Genomic DNA, 20675 nt, shown 5'->3' on the forward strand with positions numbered 1-20675 from the left:
AGCAGTAACGCCCTGGGATGGCATTTCGCACAGGCCGCACCGCTGCTGCTATCGTGGTGACCCCTGGCTTCTATAATCGAAGTGACTTGGGAGGTGTCATGGCGAGCCGGATTCGGCTGGAGGACCGGGAGTGTCCGCTGTCGACGACGGTGCAGCACGTCGGCGAGTGGTGGACCCTGCTGATCCTGCATGACGCCTTCGACGGCTATACGCGCTTCGACCAGTTCCAGCAGAGCCTGGGCATCTCGACCAGCATGCTCACCACCCGGCTGAAGACACTGGTGGCCGACGGTCTGCTGGAGCGGCGGCCCTATCAGACCAACCCGGTGCGCCACGAGTACGTACTGACGGAGCGCGGCCGGTCGCTGCGACCGGTGATCGTCGCCCTGGCCGCGTGGGGCAACCAGGAACTCGCTCCGCAGGACCGCGCCATGATCCTGGTCGACGCCGCCACTGGCGAGGAGGCCGAACCGGTCGTGGTCGACGCACGCACCGGCAAGCGCCTGGACGACGGTGCCGCGTACGTGTTCACCGCCGGCCCGGCCGCCAGTGAGGCAATGCGTTCCCGCTACGACGAGCTCGATCACCGACGGCGCGCGGAGCACAGCGAGCGTGAGTCGGTCTAGTCCTGAGGGCAGCTGAGTGATCTGCCGGCGCTCTGCCGCAGATGCGTCAACGGGCCTGGTTCAGTGCACGGGTCAGTTCCCGGTCAGCCGCCCGCGCGGCATCGAGTTCCTCGGTCCGCTCCATCACCCTCCACCCCACACCCGGGACCGTCCTCGACGCCCGCATCCACCTGCGGCCCGTCGCCCCGCGTCCTTGCGGGGCGCGCCCGGACGGCGAGGACTTCGGCTCCATCGCCCCCTCGGCCGTCGAACACACACAGCCGGCCGACGACAAGCCCCCACCATGGCCTCCGGTGTCCGGAACGTCCCTGTCGGTGATCCAGCCCGACTCGCCATGCGCCAGCAGTAGATGCACGGCCTCGCCCCCTCCACGCACGACCGCAGGATCCAGATCGGCAGCTGATGGCTGAGCAGCGCCGCCTCGTGACCGTGTGCCTGGTCCCTTGCGGCCGGCCTGACGGCCCAGTACCTGACGCACTGGGCCAGGCGCAGGCGGCCGGTTTCGGCCAGGGGTGCGTTGCGGTGCACCATGCTGGTCTTTCTGGTCCGGAAGATGACAACGGCCGGGGACACGAGTGATCACGCGTGTCCCCGGCCGTGTTGTAGGCGCCGCCACCCGGTGGGGCTCGAAGGCTGAGTTCCGCAGGCCATCAAGTACCGGTGTTGGCAGGCGGCGTGCCGGGCGTGGAAATCAGCCGCCGGATGGGGCCGCCCGTCAGTTGCCGAGGTGCTTGTCGAGGAAGCTGACCATGTCGCCTGCGACCTTCTGCGTCGTCCAGGGCAGGCCGGCCTTGGGGTCGCCCATGAAGGCCAGGTCGCCGTGGCCGGCGCCGCTGATGACGTAGCGAGTGCTGTCCACACCGCTCTTCTGCAGCTTGTTGTGCAGGAGGAGGGTCTGGCTCGGCGAGACGAGCCGATCGTCGTCGCCGTGGAAGAAGGCGAAGGGCGGGTCGTCTCCGTCCACGTAGGTGGCAGGGTCGGCCGCCTTGACCTCGGCGGTGTAGTCCTCGACGGACTTCTTCGTGCCCGGCCCATAGACAAACTGGGCGAGGGCGTTGCCCGGTGCCATGTTCTCTTCCTTGGCCTTGGCGTCGAAGTCGTCACCGAGCTTGGAGAGGTCGGAAGCGCCGAACTTGTCGATCACGGCCTGGACGTCGCTGCTCTGCTCCAGGTTGTCGCCGGTCTCGAACTCCTTGACGCCGTTGGTGGTGCCTGCCATCGCGGCGAGGTAGCCGCCGGCCGATTCGCCCCACAAGGCGACCTTGTCGGTGTCGATGTCGTACTCGGCGGCGTGAGCGCGCAGGTAGCGCACGGCGGACTTCACGTCTGCTGTGCCGTCCTTGTAGGTGGCGCCGTTCATCGTGGTGCGGTACTGGATGCCGGCCACCACGTAGTTCTGCTCGGCGATGTAGGTCCTCAGTTCGGGCGAGCCGTCCTTGTCGGCCATCACGAAGCCGCCGCCGGGGATGTAGATGACCAGCGGCTTCTTGCCGGCGGTACGGGGCACGATGACGTCCAGCTTCAGCTCGGTCTTCTTGCCGTTGGTGGTCGGCGTGGAGAAGGTGAGGTCGCTGTAGGTCTTCACCTCGGTCGCGCCGCACTGGATCTGCGGCCCGTCGGGCGTGACCACCTCGCTGGTGCTGGTGTCGCTCTTGGCGACCGATGTGGCTGTCGGGATGGATGGGGCGTCCCCGCCGGGCGCATCGCCTTGCGGCGCTTTCCCAGGCGGCTGCATGCCCGTTGGGCTCGGGCAGGCCTTGGCCGGTGTGGCGGTGGCCGCTTCGGCGCCGGTAGCGCTGGAGGAGCCGTTGCCGCTGCCGGTCGAGCAGGCGGTGAGGGTAAGCCCCAGGACGGCAGCCCCGGCGAGCATCGGGACCATGCGGAGTCTTGCCATGACGTTCCTCTTTCCTGGAGGTGTCGGGGAGGGAGGTGAGCCCCGCCGAGGGCGGCACTGTGCCGCCCGCCATCAACCGGAGATGTGATCTCCGCTTATAGCTCGACCGTAACACGGAAGCGGAGATCGCATCTCCGGATAAGCTGCCCGGCCCGTGCTGTCTCGGCCGGAAATCCGGAGACCACTCACTGTCCGCAGGCCGCTGGGCCGGGCCAAGAAGCCCGCCCCAGGTGCGCTCCGCGGCCTGGACCAGGGGATCCGGCGCGCCGGGGGTCTGTAGCATTAAGCGGAGACGACATCCCCACACTCGGGAGCTTCGACCGCCGATATGACCTCGCCCCGCGGAACACGGCCGTTGCGGCGCGATGCCGAGCGCAACCGGCAGCGCATCATCGCCGCCGCCCACGAGGTGTTCCGCGAGCACGGGATGCGCGCCACCCTCGACGACGTCGCCGCCCACGCCGGCGTCGGAGTCGGTACCGTCTACCGCCGCTTCGCGAACAAGGAAGCGCTCGTCGACGCACTCGTCGAGGACATGATCGACAGAGTCGAGGAGCTCGCGCACGAGGCCGCCGCCAATCCCGACGCCTGGCAGGGGCTGGCCACCAGCCTGGAGAAGGTCTGCGAGATCCAGGCCTTCGACCGCGGCCTACGGGAAGTGACCCTGGGCACCGGGCGCGGCCCTCAGCGCCAGGAGCAGGTCCGCGCCAGGATCGCGCCGACCGTCGATGCACTGATCGAGCGCGCCAAGGAACAGGGCGCACTGAGGGCCGATGCCCACCCGATCGACATGCCCATGATTCAGCTGATGGTCGCCGCGGTCACCGACCACACCGGGCACCCCGACCTGTGGCGCCGCTACCTGCACCTGCTGCTGGACGGCCTGCGCGCCCGGCCCGACATCGCGCCGCTGCCGCGCCTGGACGACGACGGTGCCGTCCTCGACGCGATCGACGCGGCGGGCGTCCGCAACGCCCGGGACAGCGCAGGCGCCCAGTAGCCTCATCGCAGCCGCCCGGCCAGGCCCGCCAGCCGGGCCCCGCGCGGTAATGTCGACGCCCGCCCGGGCTGCTCCCTCAGGTCGGCCAGGGTGTCGACTTCGGGAACCGGAACCGGGTGAGACTGGCGAAACCGGCCGCCCCCAAGCTCGACCCCGCCCTTTTCATGGGCGGCGTCCACGCCAGGCTGGCAGTAGAAGGCATCGAAGCCATACTCTCTGAAATCGCGTTTGTGTACCTAAAGTTGAGGGTATGGTCCGAGCGATATCTGGATGTCGGCTCTGGCCGGAGATTCCATGCGCGTGTGCGCCTGGCGTGCCCAGTTTGCGTCGCCATCCAGCACGGTTCCCTTTCCGGGTGGAGTCCTGGAGGTTGACGCATGCCCATGTGGCTGTCGCGCCCGCTTCTCGTTGCTTTGTTCCTGCTTCCTCTCCTGACGGTCGTGTTGTTGTCCGCGCCGGCGTGGCTGACGTGGCCCTTTCTTCCGTCTCAGCGCCAAGAAGTCGTGTTGGCGGTTCTTGACCGCCTTGTCCAGTGGACTCGGGCGGCAATGCCCCGTGCGAGTCATGACCGGTCCCGGGTGAACTGACGCTCCCTGTGCTTGATCAACGCGGGGTCACTGTTCTGTTTGGTTGACCGCCGCCTTGCGCGGAGTGGGGGTGCCGAGGTCGACAACGATGTGGTTGCCGCGGCGGCGGTCGAGCTGGGCGAGTTTGTCCTCCGCCCCGGCAGCGGACGCAGGCTTCTCTGAACTTCGGGATCCTGCGTCGCCCACCGTCCATGGGAATCTGTCCCTCGGGCCTGGCGTAGGACACGTCGGGCAGCACTGGGATCATCATCGGGTGCGTGGAACTGATGAGCTGATCAACGTGGACGACCCGGCCTGGCCCGAGCTGCAGGAGTTGTTCGCGGCCAGCGCTGTTCCGGTGAAGGTGCTGCCCGTTGACCGGGGCGAGAGCCGTCGGTGCCTGCTGCAGATGCAAGTCACGGCGCGATCAGTGCTCGGCGCCGTGGCGTTGAACAGCGGCGGCCTGGTCCTCGATGACGGATGGGTGCGTGTGTTCGGCGGCGGGTCGGGCGAAGACGACGGCAGTCTGCCAAGCCTTGCCAAGGTCAATGCGTTCCCGGCCAATTTCGATCCTGCCTGGCATCCGACGAGAGGCCTGGTCGTCGGCCACGACGTGTTGGGCGGGGTGTTCGCGCTGAACGGTCACGAACCGGAGGCGGTGGGCCGACCCGGTGTCCCAGGACAGATGACCTACTTCGCCCCCGATACGTTGGAGTGGGAAGCGATGGAGATGGGTCACTCGGTATGGATCTCCTGGATGCTGTCCGGTCGGCTGGAGAAGTTCTATGAAGGGCTGCGCTGGCCAGGCTGGCGTGCGGAGGCGGCCTCGTTGTCCTTCTCGCAGGGCATCTCGGTGATTCCGTTCTTGTGGTCGCAGGAGGCTCAGGCGGATCTTGCGGCCACCAGTCGCCGTGGCGTGCCGATGCGTGAAGTCCATGGACTTGCCGCCGACTTCGCCCGACAGATGGGCCCGATCGATCCGGGATTCCTTGGTGCGGTATAGGTCAGTGGGCTGACCCGTTCGACGAACTGTCTTCGGCTGGGAGGTCATGGCGCTTCACCCTGTTGATCTCGGAGGGTAGGCAGGCCAAGGTCGACGGCAGGGCCGTTACGGGGCCTGCGGTTCATGTGGGCGAGCCTGTCCTCGGCTCCGGCGAGGCTGACATGGAGTCTTTCGACCTCACCGAGCCGGCCTTCGTGGTCGGCTTCCGTGATTCGGGCGAGCAAGTTGTCGCGGATCTCAGTAAGCCGTGCGCGCTGGGCCGGGTCAGGTCGAAGGAGCGCGCATCTGATGCATGCGTGCTCATGAATGCACGGGATCCCGAAGGCGCGTGCAAGTATCGAAACTTCCCGAACACCCCGGGCTCACCGGTCCTGGATGTCCGGCAAGGTGGTGTCCGAGGCGGCATAGAGGAACTCCAGGAGCTTGCCGTATGCGTCGCCGTGCGCTCTTTCCTGTTCTGCCCCGTGTTGCGGCGTTTCTGTTTCATCGTCAACCGCATGCAGCCAGTCGATGACTGTGCTGAAATCCGACACCAAGGCGCCACTTGCCACTTGCGCCGCATCGGCCATCCGCAAGGGGCCTTCCACGAAAACGACGTGCATCAGGCGGCTGAGGTGGCTGTGCAGAGCACGTGCCTCGTTCCAGAGGCGGCGGGCGGTTTGGCGGCGCTCTTCGCGTTCTTCAGGAGGGTCGCTTGCTGCAATGCCGCCAAGTTTGACGGCTGCTTCACCCAACGTCCCGTGTACTTGGCTCCAGCCTTCGGCGAAGGCCAGGTAGGCACTCTTGCGCGCTTCTCGAAGAGCACGAGTCCGTTCAGCGTCTATCTGAAGGCGGGCTTGCCCCAACTGTGTCTCAGACTGGATCTTGGCCTGTTGCTCTGCTTTCCTTCCGGTGATCCACGCGGATGCCGTAGCGCCGACTGCGCCGACGGCGGCGCCGATGACGCCGCCGAGGAGTCCTGCAAGTCCTGCGTCCATGGCGTGATTCTGCTGGCCGATCGTTGTGCGTCGCCAGTGGGGAGCGATTGTTGTGCCTGGCCGCTCAGTCAAGTCACTGTGGGCCTCTGCTGCTGACATCGGCAGCGCAGGATGCTGGCCGTCGCGCTGGAGGCCGAGGTCAGCGCATACGCAGCCGAGTTGGCTGACCAGCGAGACGAGAACGGCCGGCGCCTGGTGGTCCGCAACGGCCACCAGCAGCCGCGGGGCGTCACCACGGCGGCCGGGGTGGTCGAGGTGCAGGCTCCGCGTGTGAACGACAAGCGCGTCGACGAGGCCACGCGCGAGCGCAAGAGGTTTGCCTCGTCGATCCTGCCGTCATGGTGCCGCAAGTCCCGTAGATCAGCCAGGTGTTGCCGCTGCTCTACCTAATTCCTTGTGGACAGCTCCAGCAGCGGGGACCACACCTGCGTCGGACTGTTCGAGCGCGGGACTGCAACGCCTTTCTGGGCCCTGGCCGTTGGGGCCTCCACTGAGAGCGGTGCGGCCCGGATGCCCATGGTGACGGTCGCCTGAGCTGTCGGACGGACGCCGAAGGTCACCCGAGGCGCCGACAATGCGGTCTCGGCCCTGGTCATGGTCTTTCAAGCTCGTCGAGTCCGCCCAGGCTCGCTGGCGGGCCGTGAACGGACCCCACCTCGTTGCCCTCGTCCGCGCCGGAGCCCGCTTCGAGCGCGGCCAGCTCGTTGAGCGTCCCGGAGCCCGCGCCGCTTGACCTATCTCAACTCATCCCGTACAGACTTTTCCAGGAGCGTGAACGACTTGGGCGTACCGCCCGGCTGCGGCTTGCCCTCCTTGCGTCCCACGACCCGATAGCCGGCGTTGAGGTAGTACGCACTCAGGCGGGCGTTGGTGGCCAGGCAGTCCAGACGAACCAACGGTCGTCCCGCCTCCGCCACACGTCGCTCCGCGACTCGCAAAAGCTGCCGCCCTGTCCCGGGCGTGACACTTCTGCGGTCCACCATCAGCCGGTGCACATACCCGGCCGTCGGCGGCTGCGGCCCCCAGGCGTCCTCGTCCTCCCACCAGAGCTCCCAGGCCCCGACCACACGATCGGCAGCCTCCGCAAGCCATACCTCTCCGCTCTCCATGATCCGGCGGAAGTGGTCCACGCCCAGCTCACCAGGGTGCCACTGACCAGTGACGCCTTGGGCAAGCATCCAGCGGGACGCGTCGTCGCGCAGACGCACGACGGCGGCAAGATCAGCGTCGTCAGCGAGACGGAAGCGTAGATCCTTCACGCCGCGATCTTCGCACAGGCGTACGCCCCTGCATCGACCGGCCGCAAGGGGGCCTCCGTTCCACAACGGTGCGGCGCGGCTTCGGCCAGGTCGCCTGCGAGCAGCGGTCCCGCTGGACCAGCACCGACGACAATCTTGCTGTCGTCCGCCACTGGAGATGCAGGTTAGTACTCCAGCCGTAGATCGTGATCTTCATGTCTGATTCGCGGCTTGCTTGCGGTAATGGCTGGCTTGAGTTCGGGCCTGATGGCGCCGTCGCCAGGCGGACCAGCCGAGCCGGTGGGCCACGTCGCGCATGGGCCGGACGAGTGCTGTGCACAGTTGCTGGATTTCGTTGCAGGCGAGCGGGATCAGCCTGTCCGGGGTGGGATATGGCGAGCGTGTTCGTCGGCGCGGACGACGGCGAGGAAGGCGTGGGCGAGCATGGCCAGGGGCACCGGGGCGGGCGACCAGCAGTGGTAGTAGGCGAGTTCGCCGGTGGTGCGGTTGCGGCGGATCAGCAGCTGGTGACTGCCGGCTGCTGGTTCGGCCAGGCCGAGGACGGCCCAGTCGTAGAAGCGGTGTCCCTTGGCGCCGTCCTCGGCCGACAGCTTCTACCAGCGCCGCATCCTCGTCGCGCAGTTGCTCCAGTACGTGTTCGCGCACATCGTCGCGTACGGTGTCGGCGTCCCACTTGGCCCGGCCGAGCAGGTGCTGCATGCCGTCCGGACTGGCCTCCCCGGCCCACTCGGCGATACTCCAGCAGTTCTTGCGCGGCAGGTCTGACAGCAGTCCCAGCACCAAGTTCCATCCCCGGCGCCGGGGTTCAACCCGCGCGAACCCGCCCGCTGTCCGGCCCATCAGGACCTTGAACGCCTCCTGCCAGCGGGCAGGGTCTACGCTGTGACCCGCGGCCACCGCATGGGCTTCAGTCTTCACACACCGGTGATCAATGGTGGCCGCAGCCGTCTCCCCAACGCGTCAGGGTCGCGCAGCGTCCGTCTGCCGTCCTGTGTCAGGAGGACATGTGCAACGTGGCGAAGTCTGGTGGGTCGCGTTCGACGAGCGGCGGCCGGTCGTACTGCTGTCGGGAGACGACGCGTCCGGGATCCGGGTGATGCAGGTCGTCGCTCCGGCGGGCGTCGACATCAGCGGTCTGGGCGTCGAAGTGGCAGTAGGCGCCATGGAAGGACTGCCCTTTGAAGGCGTGCTGCGGACCGCGTTCCCGCGTCCAGGCTTTACCCCTTGCACGTGGCTGACCACAGTGTCCCGGGACGACCTGATCGAGCGAGCGGGGGTCCTGTCCTTCGCGAAGCTCAGCGAGCTAGAGGATGCCCTCCGCCTCGGTGGACTCGGCTAGGCGGAGAAGGAACGGACGCTCCTGATGGCGTGGTCGATCTCGTCCAGATGATCGACGCCGACCACCTGTCTCCTCGGCGTCCTTCATGATCGGGACCACGATCTACGGCTGGAGTATTAGCGGCCACTTCTTCGCCTGTCACGCAAGGCTGTTCCACTCCCACCAGCGCGTTGATTCCCAACGCGCTGAGTCGGCTCCTCTGCGGTTACATGGAGCTATTGCGGTGCCGCTTCCGTCCCATCTCCGGAACGTGTGCCATGCCGCGAGCGGACTTCGAGAGGAATGCAATCATGCCCTTCGCCACCGCCCAGGACGGCACTCAGATCTTCTACAAGGACTGGGGCTCCGGCCAGCCTGTGGTCTTCTCTCACGGCTGGCCCCTCACTGGCGACGCCTGGGACCCCCAGCTGAAGCTCATGGCGGACAACGGATTCCGCGCCATCGCTCACGACCGGCGCGGTGGCGGCCGCTCCGGACAGACCTGGGACGGCAACAACCTCGACACGTACGCCGACGACCTCGCCGCGGTCATCGAAGCCGAAGACCTGCACGATGTCATCCTGGTCGGGCACTCCACCGGCGGCGGCGAGGTCACCCGCTACATCGGCCGGCACGGTACGGCACGGGTGGCCAAGCTGGTCCTGCTCGGCGCGATCCCGCCGCTGATGCTGAAGACGGAAGCCAACCCGGAGGGTCTGCCGGTCGAGGTGTTCGACGAGATCCGGCAGGGTGTGCTCACGGACCGCTCGCAGTACTACAAGGACCTCAGCGCGCCGTTCTACGGTGCCAACCGTGAGGGCTCGACTGTGTCCCAGGGCACGCGTGACGAATTCTGGCTGTGGAGCATGACCGTCGGCATCAAGGGCGCCTACGACTGCGTCAAGGCGTTCTCCGAGACGGACACGACCGAAGATCTGAAGAAGGTCGATGTGCCGACCCTGATCGTGCACGGCGATGACGACCAGATCGTTCCTATCGTCGCCGCCGGCGAGAAATCATCCAAGATCGTCAAGGACGCACAGTACAAGGTCTACGAGGGCGCACCGCATGGCCTTGCGATGGTGCCCAAGTACGCCGAGATCTTCAACAAAGATCTGCTCGAGTTCGCGCGCAGTTAGCGGCGGGCGGGCACGCGCCTCCGCGAACGGGGCATCTGGCAGCACCGCCGCCCGGCGAGGGCGCCACTCGGAAGCGGCGCTGTGAATTGGCCGCCCGGGAGAGCCGCCCATGACCGCGCGCCTTGGATGCGTGTGCAGGGCCTCTCCGGTCGGCTGTCGCGGACCCGGGCTGCGCAGCCGCGGCGGCCGGTGGCGCGCAACATCTGTGGACGGTGCCGGCCCGCGGGATGAGTCAGTGTCGGGACAACTGCTTGAGGGCGGCGTGGCTTATCTGCAGCAGAGCTGAGCCGCCCATGCCGGTCTTGGCGAGGAACTCGATGCCCTGCATGACGGCGAGGAGCAGTCGCCCGAGTTCTTGGGCGTCCGCGCTCGGCTCGACCGTCCCGTCGTCCTGGGCTTCCTTCACGCAGGCGATCAGAAGATCTTCGACCGCTTGATAGGTGGTCCGGGCCCGGGAGACGACATCCGGATCGTTGCTGTGCAGTTCGGATGTGCTGTTGACCAGAAGGCAGCCGCGCCGCTGCGGGTCCTCCGTGAATCCCGTGGCCACCCCCTCGACGAGGGTGGTCAGGCGTTCGAAGGCGGTACCAGGGCCGGTGAGGACCGCTCGTACGCCGTTCAGCTGTTCGTCGCGGTAGCCGTCCAGTACGTGCAAGAACAGCTGCCGCTTGTCGCCGAAGGCTCCGTACAGGCTTCCCTTGCCCAGTCCGGTGGCGTCCGTCAGGTCCTGCAGTGACGTGGCCGCATAGCCCTGGTTCCAGAACTGCTCCCGCACAGACTCCAAGACCTGGTTCTGGTCGAACTTCCGAGGTCGTCCCATGTCAAACAGCATACGTTCTTCTTGACCTATCGGTCCAGATCGTGAGGGATGTCTGCCGGACGGCGGCGGTGCGCAACCCGTGAGTCGGCAGTGGCGGTTGCGTCGCGCCTCGAAGATGTGTGTGCGGTCACGTTTTTGTCCGTGCGGTCCATAACGGGGTTCTTTACCGTATGGTCCATAAGTAGCCCGGAGCCGTCCGGTTCGGGCTCTGACACCGCAGTGACACTTGGTGCACGACTTCTGGCGTTCGCACCGGACAGGGGTAACGATCATGGGACAGCTTGACGGGAAGACGGCAGTCGTCACCGGAGGCAACAGCGGAATCGGGCTGGCCACCGCCAGGCGATTCGCGCGTGAAGGCGCACACGTGTTCATCACCGGCCGACGGCAGGAGGCTCTCGACGCCGCGCTGGCCGAGATCGGCGGCGAAGCCACCGCCGTCAGGGGTGACGTCGCGGACCTCGCGGACATCGATCGCCTCTACGCGGCTGTGGCCGAACGAGGCCGGCCCATCGACGTGTTGTTCGCCAACGCGGGCGGCGGTGAGTTCGCCACTCTCGAGCAGGTCACCGAGGAGCACTTCGACGCCACCTTCAACATCAACGTGCGGGGCATGCTCTTCACCGTTCAGAAGGCCATCCCGCTGCTCAACGACGGCGCCTCGGTGATCCTGACCGGATCGACCGCCGCCACCTCAGGCGGCGCCGCCTTCGGTGTATACGCCGCCTCCAAGGCCGCGGTCCGTTCCTTCTCCCGCACCTGGGCCAACGAACTCAGGGGTCGCGCGATCCGAGTGAACACTCTGGTTCCCGGCCCCATCGTCACCCCGGGCATCACCGGCCTGGCCGCCGACGCCGACCAGGCCGAAAAGATGAGGGACGACTTCGCGAGCCAGGTTCCGCTGGGCCGGATGGGGCACCCGGACGAGGCCGCTGCTGCCGCGCTGTTCCTCGCCAGCAGTGAGAGCAGCTTCGTCACCGGGTCCGAACTGTTCGTGGACGGCGGACTCAATCAGATCTGATCGCAGCTGAAAGAGGCACGCTGCTGCGCCCCCACCATCCCTTGGGGAGCAGCCCTAAGGCTGGGGGCGCCCCCGAATTTTCCCGAAACGATGCGCTCCGGCTTGGTCAAAATCTGTGCCCGCGACCTGAGATTTCAACGGCACAGGCAGACAGATTCCCTACCGGATTAAGTGGAGTCGGATTCTGCACCGTACACAGGCCGCTTCGGCGTGCTACTGTCGATCTCAGTTGCAGTTGTGGTTCCCAAAACTTCAAGTGCCCTCCGGGCGGCGCCTGTGCCACTGGAAGCACTTTTGCTATCCGGTCTTTTTCCGGACGGGGTGATCATCACGGCGACGCGGGGTCCGTGCGGTGCGGATCCCGATGCACTGCCCCAAAGGAGAAATGACATGGCTGCTGGTACTGTGAAGTGGTTCAACGCGGAAAAGGGCTTCGGCTTCATCGAGCAGGACGGTGGCGGCGCTGATGTGTTCGCCCACTACTCGAACATCGCCGCCCAGGGCTTCCGTGAGCTGCAGGAGGGCCAGAAGGTGACCTTCGACATCGCGCAGGGCCAGAAGGGCCCGACGGCCGAGAACATCGTTGTCGCCTGACGCTGACTGTCGCGTAGTCGTAGCTGGGGCCCGCGTCCTTCGGGGTGCGGGCCCCAGCTACTCGCATTTTTCCGAAGCGGTTTCGCCTGCAGACGACAACCTGGAAACCTGTCGGCTCACCGCATACGAGGCATCCTTCACCGGTGCACGCATCCCTTCATAGCTTCATCGCGGCGGACGGCCGAACACGTCGTCCGCTTCGCGCCACTCATTCCAGCTCCTGCGCCGCACGGATTTTTCGTCGGTCAGATTCGCTTTCGTATTACACCGGTCCATTCTTGCAATTCTCCGTCGCTGCTGATCGCTGCGGTAATTCCTTGATATGTGCCGCATCGAGGAAGGTTCCGCATGAACCGCACACGCACGAACGACCGCTCCGCCCGCACCCGTAACGGCAGTGCCGAATCCGGAAGGGGCGGCAGCCGATTCGGTTCGCCGGCCAGGAGCCGCTCCGGCGGCCCGGGCCGTTCCAGTGGTTACGACCGCCGGCCCGCCGCGGTCCAGGGGGAGTTCGCGCTGCCCAAGACGATCACTCCCGCGCTCCCCGCCGTGGAGGGCTTCGCCGATCTCGACATGCCCGGCGCGCTGCTGGGCGCGCTCAGCTCGCAAGGCGTGACCGTACCCTTCCCGATCCAGGCCGCGACCCTGCCGAATTCCCTCGCCGGCCGGGACGTACTGGGCCGTGGCCGTACCGGCTCCGGCAAGACCCTCGCTTTCGGGCTGGCGCTGCTGGCCCGTACGGCCGGGCAGCGCGCCGAGGCCAGGCAGCCGCTGGGGCTGATCCTCGTACCCACGCGTGAGCTGGCGCAGCAGGTCACCGACGCCCTCGCCCCGTACGCCCGCTCGGTCAGGCTGCGGCTGGCCACGGTGGTGGGCGGAATGCCGATCGGCCGACAGGCGGGCGCGCTGCGCGCCGGCGCCGAGATCGTCGTCGCCACGCCGGGACGCCTCAAAGACCTCATCGACCGTGGCGACTGCCGACTGAACCAGGTCTCCATCACCGTCCTCGACGAGGCCGACCAGATGGCCGACATGGGCTTCATGCCGCAGGTCACCGCCCTCCTCGACCAGGTCCGCCCCGAAGGCCAGCGCATGCTGTTCTCCGCCACTCTCGACCGCAACGTCGACCTGCTCGTGCGCCGCTACCTCAGCGACCCCGTCGTGCACTCCGTCGACCCCTCGGCCGGCGCGGTCACGACGATGGAGCACCACGTGCTCCACATTCACGGCGCCGACAAGCACACGGCAACCACCCAGATCGCCGCGCGCGACGGCCGCGTGATCATGTTCCTCGACACCAAGCACGCCGTCGACGGCCTCACCGAACACCTCCTGAACAGCGGGGTACGGGCCGCCGCCCTCCACGGCGGGAAGTCACAGCCGCAGCGCACCCGCACACTGGCACAGTTCAAGACCGGACACGTCAACGTGCTGGTAGCGACCAACGTCGCGGCGCGCGGCATCCACGTCGACAACCTCGACCTCGTCGTCAACGTCGATCCGCCGACCGACCACAAGGACTACCTCCACCGCGGCGGCCGTACCGCCCGCGCAGGAGAGTCCGGCAGCGTCGTCACCCTGGTCACCCCCAACCAGCGCCGCGGCATGACCCGCCTCATGGCAGCGGCCGGCATCGTCCCGCAGACCACCCAGGTCCGTCTCGGCGAAGAGGCCCTGCACCGCATCACCGGCGCCCAGGCCCCCTCCGGCATCCCGGTCGTCATCACCGCACCGGTGGTCGAACGCCCCAAGAAGCGCGGCGCCACCTCACGCGGTCGGCGCCGCCCCGTCTCGGCGGGCCGCGGCGCGTCCGCACGGCAGTCCACCGCCGGTGCGGCGGCATAGAACCTTCGTGTCAGGAAGCCCGCCCAACTTCGCAGGAGGCACCCTTTGACGCCGGACCAGACGCAGTTCCGTTCAACACGTACCGACACCGTGCAGACGGCGGCCGATCCCGCGGACGCGGCCGGACCGCAGGTCTGGGAGGACATGACCGTGGAGGTGGCACTGTCCGTGATGGCCGCCGCCCGTACAGGTCAGCTGGTCGTCTGTGACGAGGACGGTATGGGCACCGGCCTGGTCACCCGGGACGGGCTGACGGCCGTACGTGACGGTGCCGGATACACGGATCGGATCCGCCTGCGTGACATCGCCGACGTCATCGGGCCCTTCGCGTCGCCGCTGGCCACGAGGGCCGAAGCCGAGCGTGCGATGCGCCGCCGCCGACTCGGGGCCCCGCCCGGGGGCGACGGACACGGCAACGTTCCGGGCGTCCTCGCCCTCTCTCGCTGAACCGCCGTCACCCCTGTCCGGGCCCGTCTTCTCTTTTCCCTGGAGGCATCGTGCGCTGTGTCATCGCTCGCTTCCCGTTCGACCTGACCATGAGCGGCGTGGAGGAATCGATGAGGGGCGTCAGACCTGAGCTGGGCACCGGTGAGTTCGTCATCATCGGACGACGCCATTATCCCGCCAAGCAGGTCGGCCAGGTCGTCACCCGCCAGGACCGGCGTGATTTCAGCACCGGCGAAGTCCTCAGGGCCATGACCCAACTCGGCTTCACTTGCGGCGTCCGCCCTGCCGCCGCATCTGCGCCCCTGGCCGGCCTGTACGGGCCGGCTTCTGCAACGCTCGGCACTCCGCCTGTCCGCCTGACGTACGGACAGGTGTGAGCCGAGCCGCAGAGCGACCCGCCGCTTCCTGACCGACGTACAGGCAGTACACGGCATCCTGGACTTCGACCGCGCGATGGGCACCCCCCCAGCTGGCCGTCAGCGAGCTGGTCACCGGGCCGCCAGCGTGCTGGCCGACGACTCCGGCGGAGATCCGGTCGGCCGCCTGCTGTGACCGTCCCTGGGCGCTGCCGGAACCTGGCGCAGGTGTCCGAGGTCCTTCTCCGTCCGAGACGGTTCCACCGGCCCCGGGCCGGAGCCCTGCCGGCGCGCCGGTTGCCTCGGCGGCCTGCCAGTCCCAGTGAGGCACACGCCTGCCGTGTCGACGTCCGTGCCGTCCCGCGCGCTTGGCACGATGGTTCTCATGCAGCCGCTGCCGGCTCCCTGCCCCGCCGACCTCATGCCCGACGCGACGGGTACGGCGGCCTTCGAAGCGGCGTACCGGCAGGCGAAGGACCAGGACGCCGCCTTCGTTGCCGTCGAGTCTCCGGGCGAGCACTGGACGGTGAAGACCGACATGATCACCGTCCCGCAGCACGCCGTCGCCGACTCGGTGTACGACGCCATCCGCGCCGCGGTCATCCACATGATCCGCGCCGGCGAGATCCCCTCGGGCTCCTCCACGGGGCCGGTCTACTTCGTACTGCACGACGTGGCAGACGAGAGCCGGGCCTGCGAACTCGCAGCCGCCCTGCACGCCGCCCTGTACGGAAATCCGGCGCCGTTCGCCCGCGCGATGCCTACCGCATCCTGACCCACCGCCTTCAGGGCTCCAAGATCATTTCGTGGCGTCTTTTGAGCTCACCTTGGCTGGACCACGCCTCGACCCCTCGCTGTCCGGCCGCCGGCGCGATCGGATCGTCGCCGGACATCCGTTGTGGTGCCCCGACCCTGTCGGGAGGAGGTAATGGATCACCTTTCCCGCTCTCCGGTACCGTCAGGGTATGAGTCATCCGCACCCTGAACTGAAAGCCGCCCCGCCCCTTCCCGAAGGAGGGCTGCGGGTCATCGCCCTGGGCGGCCTGGGTGAGATCGGCCGCAACATGACCGTCTTCGAGCACGCGGGCAAGCTGCTCGTCGTCGACTGCGGCGTGCTGTTCCCCGAGGAGACCCAGCCCGGCGTGGATGTGATCCTGCCGGACTTCACCTCGATCCGTGACCGGCTGGACGACGTCGTGGGCATCGTCCTCACCCATGGCCACGAGGACCACATCGGCGGCGTGCCGTACCTCCTGCGCGAACGGCGCGACATCCCCGTCGTCGGCTCCAAGCTGACGCTGGCGTTCCTGGAGGCCAAGCTCAAGGAACACGGCATCCGGCCGCGCACGGTGCGGGTGCGGGAGGGCGACCGGCGTGGCTTCGGGCCCTTCGACTGCGAGTTCGTGGCGGTGAACCACTCCATCCCCGACAGCCTCGCGGTCGCGATCCGCACCCGGGCCGGGATGGTGCTGCACACCGGCGACTTCAAGATGGACCAGTTCCCTCTCGACGACCGCATCACCGACCTGCGCGCCTTCGCCCGCCTCGGCGAGGAGGGCGTGGACCTGTTCCTCACCGACTCCACCAACGCCGAAGTGCCCGGCTTCACCACCTCCGAGCGTGAGCTGAACCCGGCCATCGAGCAGGTGATGCGCACCGCGCCGCGCCGGGTCATCGTCTCCAGCTTCGCCAGCCACGTGCACCGCATCCAGCAGGTTCTGGACGCCGCCCACCAGCACGGCCGTAAGGTGGCCTTCGTCGGCCGGTCGATGGTCCGCAACATGGGCATCGCCCGTGACCTGGGCTATCTGAAGGTCCCCTCCGGTCTGGTCGTGAGCACGAAGGAGCTGGAGAAGCTCCCGGACCACAAGATCACTCTGGTGTGCACCGGCTCCCAGGGCGAACCGATGGCCGCGCTGTCACGGATGGCCAACCGCGACCACGTGATCCGTATCGGCAAGGGCGACACCGTCCTGCTCGCCAGCTCCCTCATCCCCGGCAACGAGAACGCCATCTACCGGGTGATCAACGGACTCACCCGGTGGGGCGCCCACGTGGTCCACAAGGGCAACGCCAAGGTGCACGTCTCCGGGCACGCCAGCGCCGGCGAACTCGTCTACTGCTACAACATCGTCAAGCCTCGCAACGTCATGCCCGTGCACGGCGAATGGCGCCACCTGCGGGCCAACGCCGACCTCGCCATCCGCACCGGTGTCGACCCCGACCGGGTCGTCATCGCCGAGGACGGCGTCGTCGTCGACCTGGTCGACGGGCGCGCGTCCGTCACCGGCAAGGTCCCCGCCGGCAACGTCTACGTGGACGGCATGGAAGTCGGCGGTGCCACCGAGGCGTCCCTCAAGGACCGCCTCACCCTCGCCGCCGAAGGCGTGGTCACGGTGGTGGCGATCGTCGACGCGGACACCGGCGCCCTCGCCGAGGCCCCCGATTTCCTGGCCCGGGGCTTCGTCCACGACGACGCCACCTTCGAGCCGGTCATCCCAGTCATCGAGAAGACCCTGGCCACCGCGGCCGAGGAAGGCGTCGGGGACGCGCGCCAACTCGAACAGCTCCTCGCCCGGGCCGTCGCCAACTGGGCGTTCCGTACCCACCGCCGCAAGCCCCTCATCATCCCCGTCATCATTGACGCCTGAGCCGCACCCGGGCAGGCGTCCGGGGGCGGACGCCGATGTGCACGAGGTGAAACTCCGCGACGAGTCGGTCCTGATGCCCAGCTCATCAACCGCCCACCGGCCGCCCGGCCGGCCCGGTGGGCGGTTGACGCTCACCTGCGGTTTTCTGATCTCTTTCGTCGGCTCGACCTGTTTCGTGGGGTGGGAACAGATGAGGGTGGACGACGACGTGTGACCTGCGCATTCGTCTGAGACCGCGTTTGAGATCTGCAGCGTGGGACGATCGACCGGTGACTCGACTCGTAGACCGTGACCGCTCCTTGGAGGAGCTTGAGCGCAACTGTTGGCCGGCCCCGCCGGCTGATGCAAGTCGTCTCGTTTCGACGGTGCATGAGTTGCGGCGTCGGCCGATCGGCGAGCTGACCGTTGAGGGCATGCGTCTGCTGATCGGGCAGGACGTGGGACTCGGCTATCTGCTGCCGCTTGCGCTGGAGGTTCTGCGCGACGATCCGATGGCCGAGGGCGACATGTACGAGGGCGATCTACTGTCCGCCGTTGTGACCAGAAGCCCAGCCGTCTGGAACGAGTGGCCCGAGCTCGGCCGAGAACTGGGCGTGATCGTCTCGGAGTTGACCGATCTGCCGCCGTCCTTGACGCAGGAGACCGGAAGATTCCTGGCCCTATAGGCGCTCGGCGCGGCCGTTGTGATCGCACCTTCTACGAGGGCGGCTGCCGCGTGAGGAGGCGTGGTCCCGGCCGCTTCGCGGGGCAACCGCGCGTCAGACGGCGAACCATGATGCCGATCATCGCCCAGCGGATCATCGTCTCGGAGCAGGCAGGACTGGCCTCGTAATCGCGGGCGAGGCGACGGTGTGCGGTGATCCACGACAGCGTGCGCTCAACCGCCCACCGCTTCGGCTGCACCTGGAAGCCCCGCTGACCGGGGGTTTTCCGGATGATCTCCAGTTGGCGGCCGAGCATGCTGGTGGTCCAGTCGACCAGGCGGCCGGCGAAGCCCTGGTCCGCCCAGATCTTCCTGACACCGGGGTGGTCGAGCCGGGTCCACAGCAGCGGACGGCGGCCGCCGTCGCGGTCCTGGACGCTCGCCGCGACCACGTGCACGGCCAGCAGCAGACCGAGGGTGTCGGTGACGATGAACCGCTTGCGGCCCTTGACCTTCTTACCCGCGTCGAATCCCCTGGTGGAGGCGGGAACGGTGTCGGCAGTACGAACGGATTGCGAGTCGATCAGGCCCGCGCTCGGTTCGGCGTTGCGGCCCTCTGCTTCACGGACCTTTGCGCGCAGGGCGTCATGAATGCGTTCGACCGTTCCATCGTCGTGCCACCACGTGAAGTACCAGTACACCGTCGGCCACGGCGCGAAGTCCTTCGGCAGCTGCCGCCAGGCACACCCGGTCCGCATCACATAGAAGATCGCATCCGCGATCCGCCGCCGCGGATGTTTCTCCCGCCGTCCGCCCTTCGGCCCCACCCTCGCCGGCGGCAGCAGCGGCTCCACCAACGCCCACTGCTCGTCCGTCAAGTCCGACGGATACCCATCCCCAGCACCGCTCACCGCATGCTCAACGACCACTCCAGCAACGGGGCACGGCAGATCTCAAACGCGGTCTGAGGGGGAGGGGCGCGTGACGGTGACGGAGCCCGTTGGCTCTTGTGGCGTGACGCACGAATGGCGCACGGGCTGAAAGCCCGTCAGGCCGCTGAAGGGCCTGGGGCAGGTGCGGAGACGAGTCGGCCGGCTTCCTCGTACGTGCAGAGATGTCATGCTGCTGGGCCACGGGAGGGCGGCCCGCGCGATGGGTCTCCTGCCCCGGACGTCGGGTGCGGCGCGGCGGAGAACAGCCGCGCCGCACCCTGCGATCAGGCTGTCCTCGGCTGCTTTGCCGCCCCGGCGCAGTATGTTCAGGATCTCCCTGCGGGCAGCGGTGAAGCTCGCCGCGCTCTTCGCGGAGCCCTGTCCCATCGAACTGCGTTGCTTCGGCCGCGCCTCGGCGTACACCTTCACCAACCTCCGCGGCGGCTGATGCCCTCCGTAGCGGCCCTGCTGCTGGACCGGATGGGATCGCCCTGGAAGCGACCCGGGGTTGCGGAAGTCCCGCTCACGCCCCGCTCAGGTCCAGCAGCACCTTGGAGGCCATGGCCCGGTCGTGGGCGATGTCGAAGGCGGCTCTGCTCTCGGCGAGCGGGAACGTGTGGGTCACGATCGCGTCGACGGGCAGACCCTGGGCCAGCAGAGCGATCGCCTCGTCGAACTCGGTGTCGAAGCGGAATGCGCCGCGCAACTCCAGTTCGCGGGTCACGGCGACGTTGCCGAGCAGAGGGACCTCACCGGGTGGCAGCAGACCGAGGAGGACGACCGTGCCGCCGCGGCGCACCCGCTCGACACAGGTCCGCAGGCCCGCGGGTGCTCCGGACGCCTCCACGGCGATGTCGAACGGCTCCGCCCAGGCTTCGCCCCCGGGCGCGTCGGCCCGGACCGTGGCGGTGGCCCCCGAGGCCGCGGCGATGCGCAGCGGGGTGTCAAGGAGGTCGCTCACGACCACCTCGGCGGCGTCGCGGTGGCGCAGGACGGCGGTCACCAGGCAGCCGATCGGCCCGGCCCCGGTGACCAGCACCCGCCTGCCGGCCACGTCGCCGGCCCGGTGCACGGCGTGCAGGGCCACCGACAGGGGCTCGGCCAATACCGCTCGGTTGAAGGCGAGTTCGGGCGGCAGCACGCGAATCTGTGCGGCGGGCGCGGTGATGAGCCGGGCGAAGCCGCCCTGGACGTGCGGCGTGCGGGCGGCACTGCCGAGGTAGCGGGCGTTCGCGCAGATGTTGCGGCGGCCCGCGGAGCATTCGGCGCATTGGTCGCACGGGGTGGCCGGGTGGACCGCCACCGGGGTGCCCACGGCGGGTCCCGCGGTGCCCGGCCCGAGGGCGGCGACGTGGCCGACGATCTCGTGGCCGAGCACCATCGGCTCGCGGACGGCGAAGTCACCGACACGGCCGTGGCGGTAGTAGTGCAGGTCGGATCCGCAGATTCCGCCGAGGGCGACGGTGACCGCGATCTCACCGGGTCCGGGACCGTCGTAGGGCCGCTCCTCGATCCGCAGATCGCCGGCTCCGTGGACGACACACGCGTGCATGGGGCTCCTAGAGGTCGCAGGAAGGGGCGCAG

The 20675-nt window shown here is 68.0% G+C and carries 20 protein-coding genes and 2 pseudogenes; 15 read left to right on the forward strand and 7 right to left on the reverse strand.

All coding sequences use genetic code 11. The annotated features are described in order from the left end of the window. Positions 1-98 precede the first annotated feature (98 nt). The gene (locus MB828_RS22515; RefSeq protein WP_301649777.1) at positions 99-626 is read left to right on the forward strand and encodes a winged helix-turn-helix transcriptional regulator; all 528 of its coding nucleotides are present in this window, start codon (positions 99-101) and stop codon (positions 624-626) included. Between the two features lie 715 nt (positions 627-1341). Here MB828_RS22515 and MB828_RS22525 read toward each other — a convergent pair. Next, entirely contained in the window at positions 1342-2520 is a 1179-nt protein-coding gene (locus tag MB828_RS22525) for an alpha/beta hydrolase (RefSeq protein WP_301649778.1), read from the reverse strand. A gap of 355 nt (positions 2521-2875) precedes the next feature. Between MB828_RS22525 and MB828_RS22530 the strand changes: the two genes are divergently transcribed. After that, the gene (locus MB828_RS22530; RefSeq protein WP_301649779.1) at positions 2876-3520 is read left to right on the forward strand and encodes a TetR/AcrR family transcriptional regulator; all 645 of its coding nucleotides are present in this window, start codon (positions 2876-2878) and stop codon (positions 3518-3520) included. Positions 3521-4360: 840 nt separating this feature from the next. Continuing rightward, entirely contained in the window at positions 4361-5089 is a 729-nt protein-coding gene (locus tag MB828_RS22535; protein WP_301649780.1) for a DUF2625 domain-containing protein, read from the forward strand. A gap of 362 nt (positions 5090-5451) precedes the next feature. Here MB828_RS22535 and MB828_RS22540 read toward each other — a convergent pair whose 3' ends face one another. After that, positions 5452-6066: a hypothetical protein gene (locus MB828_RS22540; RefSeq protein ID WP_301649781.1), complete on the reverse strand. Its 615-nt coding sequence runs from the start codon at positions 6064-6066 to the stop codon at positions 5452-5454. Positions 6067-6171: 105 nt separating this feature from the next. On the opposite strand from MB828_RS22540, the pseudogene MB828_RS22545 reads away from it, so the two are divergent. Then, positions 6172-6455, forward strand: a pseudogene (locus MB828_RS22545) (IS256 family transposase); the annotation flags it as partial. A 345-nt stretch (positions 6456-6800) separates the two neighbouring features. Here the strand turns inward: MB828_RS22545 and MB828_RS22555 are convergent. Then, the gene (locus MB828_RS22555) at positions 6801-7325 is read right to left on the reverse strand and encodes a GNAT family N-acetyltransferase (protein WP_301649782.1); all 525 of its coding nucleotides are present in this window, start codon (positions 7323-7325) and stop codon (positions 6801-6803) included. A 192-nt stretch (positions 7326-7517) separates the two neighbouring features. Continuing rightward, positions 7518-8165 (reverse strand): annotated as a pseudogene (locus tag MB828_RS46920) (transposase). A gap of 166 nt (positions 8166-8331) precedes the next feature. Between MB828_RS46920 and MB828_RS22565 the strand changes: the two are divergent. Then, the gene (locus MB828_RS22565) at positions 8332-8664 is read left to right on the forward strand and encodes a type II toxin-antitoxin system PemK/MazF family toxin (RefSeq protein WP_301649783.1); all 333 of its coding nucleotides are present in this window, start codon (positions 8332-8334) and stop codon (positions 8662-8664) included. A 290-nt stretch (positions 8665-8954) separates the two neighbouring features. Further along, positions 8955-9782, forward strand: a complete 828-nt coding sequence (locus MB828_RS22570; protein WP_301649784.1) for an alpha/beta fold hydrolase — start codon at positions 8955-8957, stop codon at positions 9780-9782. Positions 9783-10014: 232 nt separating this feature from the next. Here MB828_RS22570 and MB828_RS22575 read toward each other — a convergent pair whose 3' ends face one another. Then, entirely contained in the window at positions 10015-10602 is a 588-nt protein-coding gene (locus MB828_RS22575; RefSeq protein WP_301649785.1) for a TetR/AcrR family transcriptional regulator, read from the reverse strand. Between the two features lie 271 nt (positions 10603-10873). Between MB828_RS22575 and MB828_RS22580 the strand changes: the two genes are divergently transcribed. The 8 genes from MB828_RS22580 to MB828_RS22615 all read left to right on the forward strand — a co-directional run bounded on the left by MB828_RS22580 (position 10874) and on the right by MB828_RS22615 (position 18181). After that, positions 10874-11623: a glucose 1-dehydrogenase gene (locus MB828_RS22580; RefSeq protein ID WP_301649786.1), complete on the forward strand. Its 750-nt coding sequence runs from the start codon at positions 10874-10876 to the stop codon at positions 11621-11623. A gap of 390 nt (positions 11624-12013) precedes the next feature. Next, positions 12014-12217 carry a cold-shock protein gene (locus MB828_RS22585; RefSeq protein ID WP_301649787.1) on the forward strand — a complete coding sequence of 68 codons (204 nt, stop codon included), beginning with the start codon at positions 12014-12016 and terminating at the stop codon, positions 12215-12217. 348 nt (positions 12218-12565) lie between these two features. Beyond that, entirely contained in the window at positions 12566-14062 is a 1497-nt protein-coding gene (locus MB828_RS22590; protein WP_301649788.1) for a DEAD/DEAH box helicase, read from the forward strand. 45 nt (positions 14063-14107) lie between these two features. After that, positions 14108-14509, forward strand: a complete 402-nt coding sequence (locus MB828_RS22595; protein ID WP_301649789.1) for a CBS domain-containing protein — start codon at positions 14108-14110, stop codon at positions 14507-14509. A gap of 50 nt (positions 14510-14559) precedes the next feature. Further along, on the forward strand, positions 14560-14886 hold the full coding sequence (locus tag MB828_RS22600; RefSeq protein ID WP_301649790.1) for an SCO5918 family protein: 327 nt from the start codon (positions 14560-14562) through the stop codon (positions 14884-14886). 364 nt (positions 14887-15250) lie between these two features. Next, positions 15251-15640 (forward strand): hypothetical protein, encoded by a 390-nt coding sequence (locus MB828_RS22605; RefSeq protein WP_301649791.1) that lies wholly within the window; start codon positions 15251-15253, stop codon positions 15638-15640. 190 nt (positions 15641-15830) lie between these two features. Then, on the forward strand, positions 15831-17516 hold the full coding sequence (locus tag MB828_RS22610) for a ribonuclease J (RefSeq protein ID WP_301649792.1): 1686 nt from the start codon (positions 15831-15833) through the stop codon (positions 17514-17516). A 269-nt stretch (positions 17517-17785) separates the two neighbouring features. Beyond that, positions 17786-18181 (forward strand): contact-dependent growth inhibition system immunity protein, encoded by a 396-nt coding sequence (locus MB828_RS22615; RefSeq protein ID WP_301649793.1) that lies wholly within the window; start codon positions 17786-17788, stop codon positions 18179-18181. Between the two features lie 31 nt (positions 18182-18212). Here the strand turns inward: MB828_RS22615 and MB828_RS22620 are convergent, their stop codons facing one another. Next, entirely contained in the window at positions 18213-19109 is an 897-nt protein-coding gene (locus tag MB828_RS22620; protein ID WP_301649960.1) for an IS5 family transposase, read from the reverse strand. 304 nt (positions 19110-19413) lie between these two features. Between MB828_RS22620 and MB828_RS22625 the strand changes: the two genes are divergently transcribed. After that, positions 19414-19539 (forward strand): hypothetical protein, encoded by a 126-nt coding sequence (locus MB828_RS22625; protein ID WP_301649794.1) that lies wholly within the window; start codon positions 19414-19416, stop codon positions 19537-19539. A gap of 75 nt (positions 19540-19614) precedes the next feature. Here MB828_RS22625 and MB828_RS22630 read toward each other — a convergent pair whose 3' ends face one another. Continuing rightward, positions 19615-20643, reverse strand: coding sequence for an L-idonate 5-dehydrogenase (locus MB828_RS22630; RefSeq protein ID WP_301649795.1), 1029 nt, complete (start codon positions 20641-20643; stop codon positions 19615-19617). Between the last annotated feature and the right edge of the window lie 32 nt (positions 20644-20675).

Origin of the sequence: Streptomyces arenae (genome assembly GCF_022343545.1) — a bacterium.
Lineage (GTDB): Bacteria > Actinomycetota > Actinomycetes > Streptomycetales > Streptomycetaceae > Streptomyces > Streptomyces humi.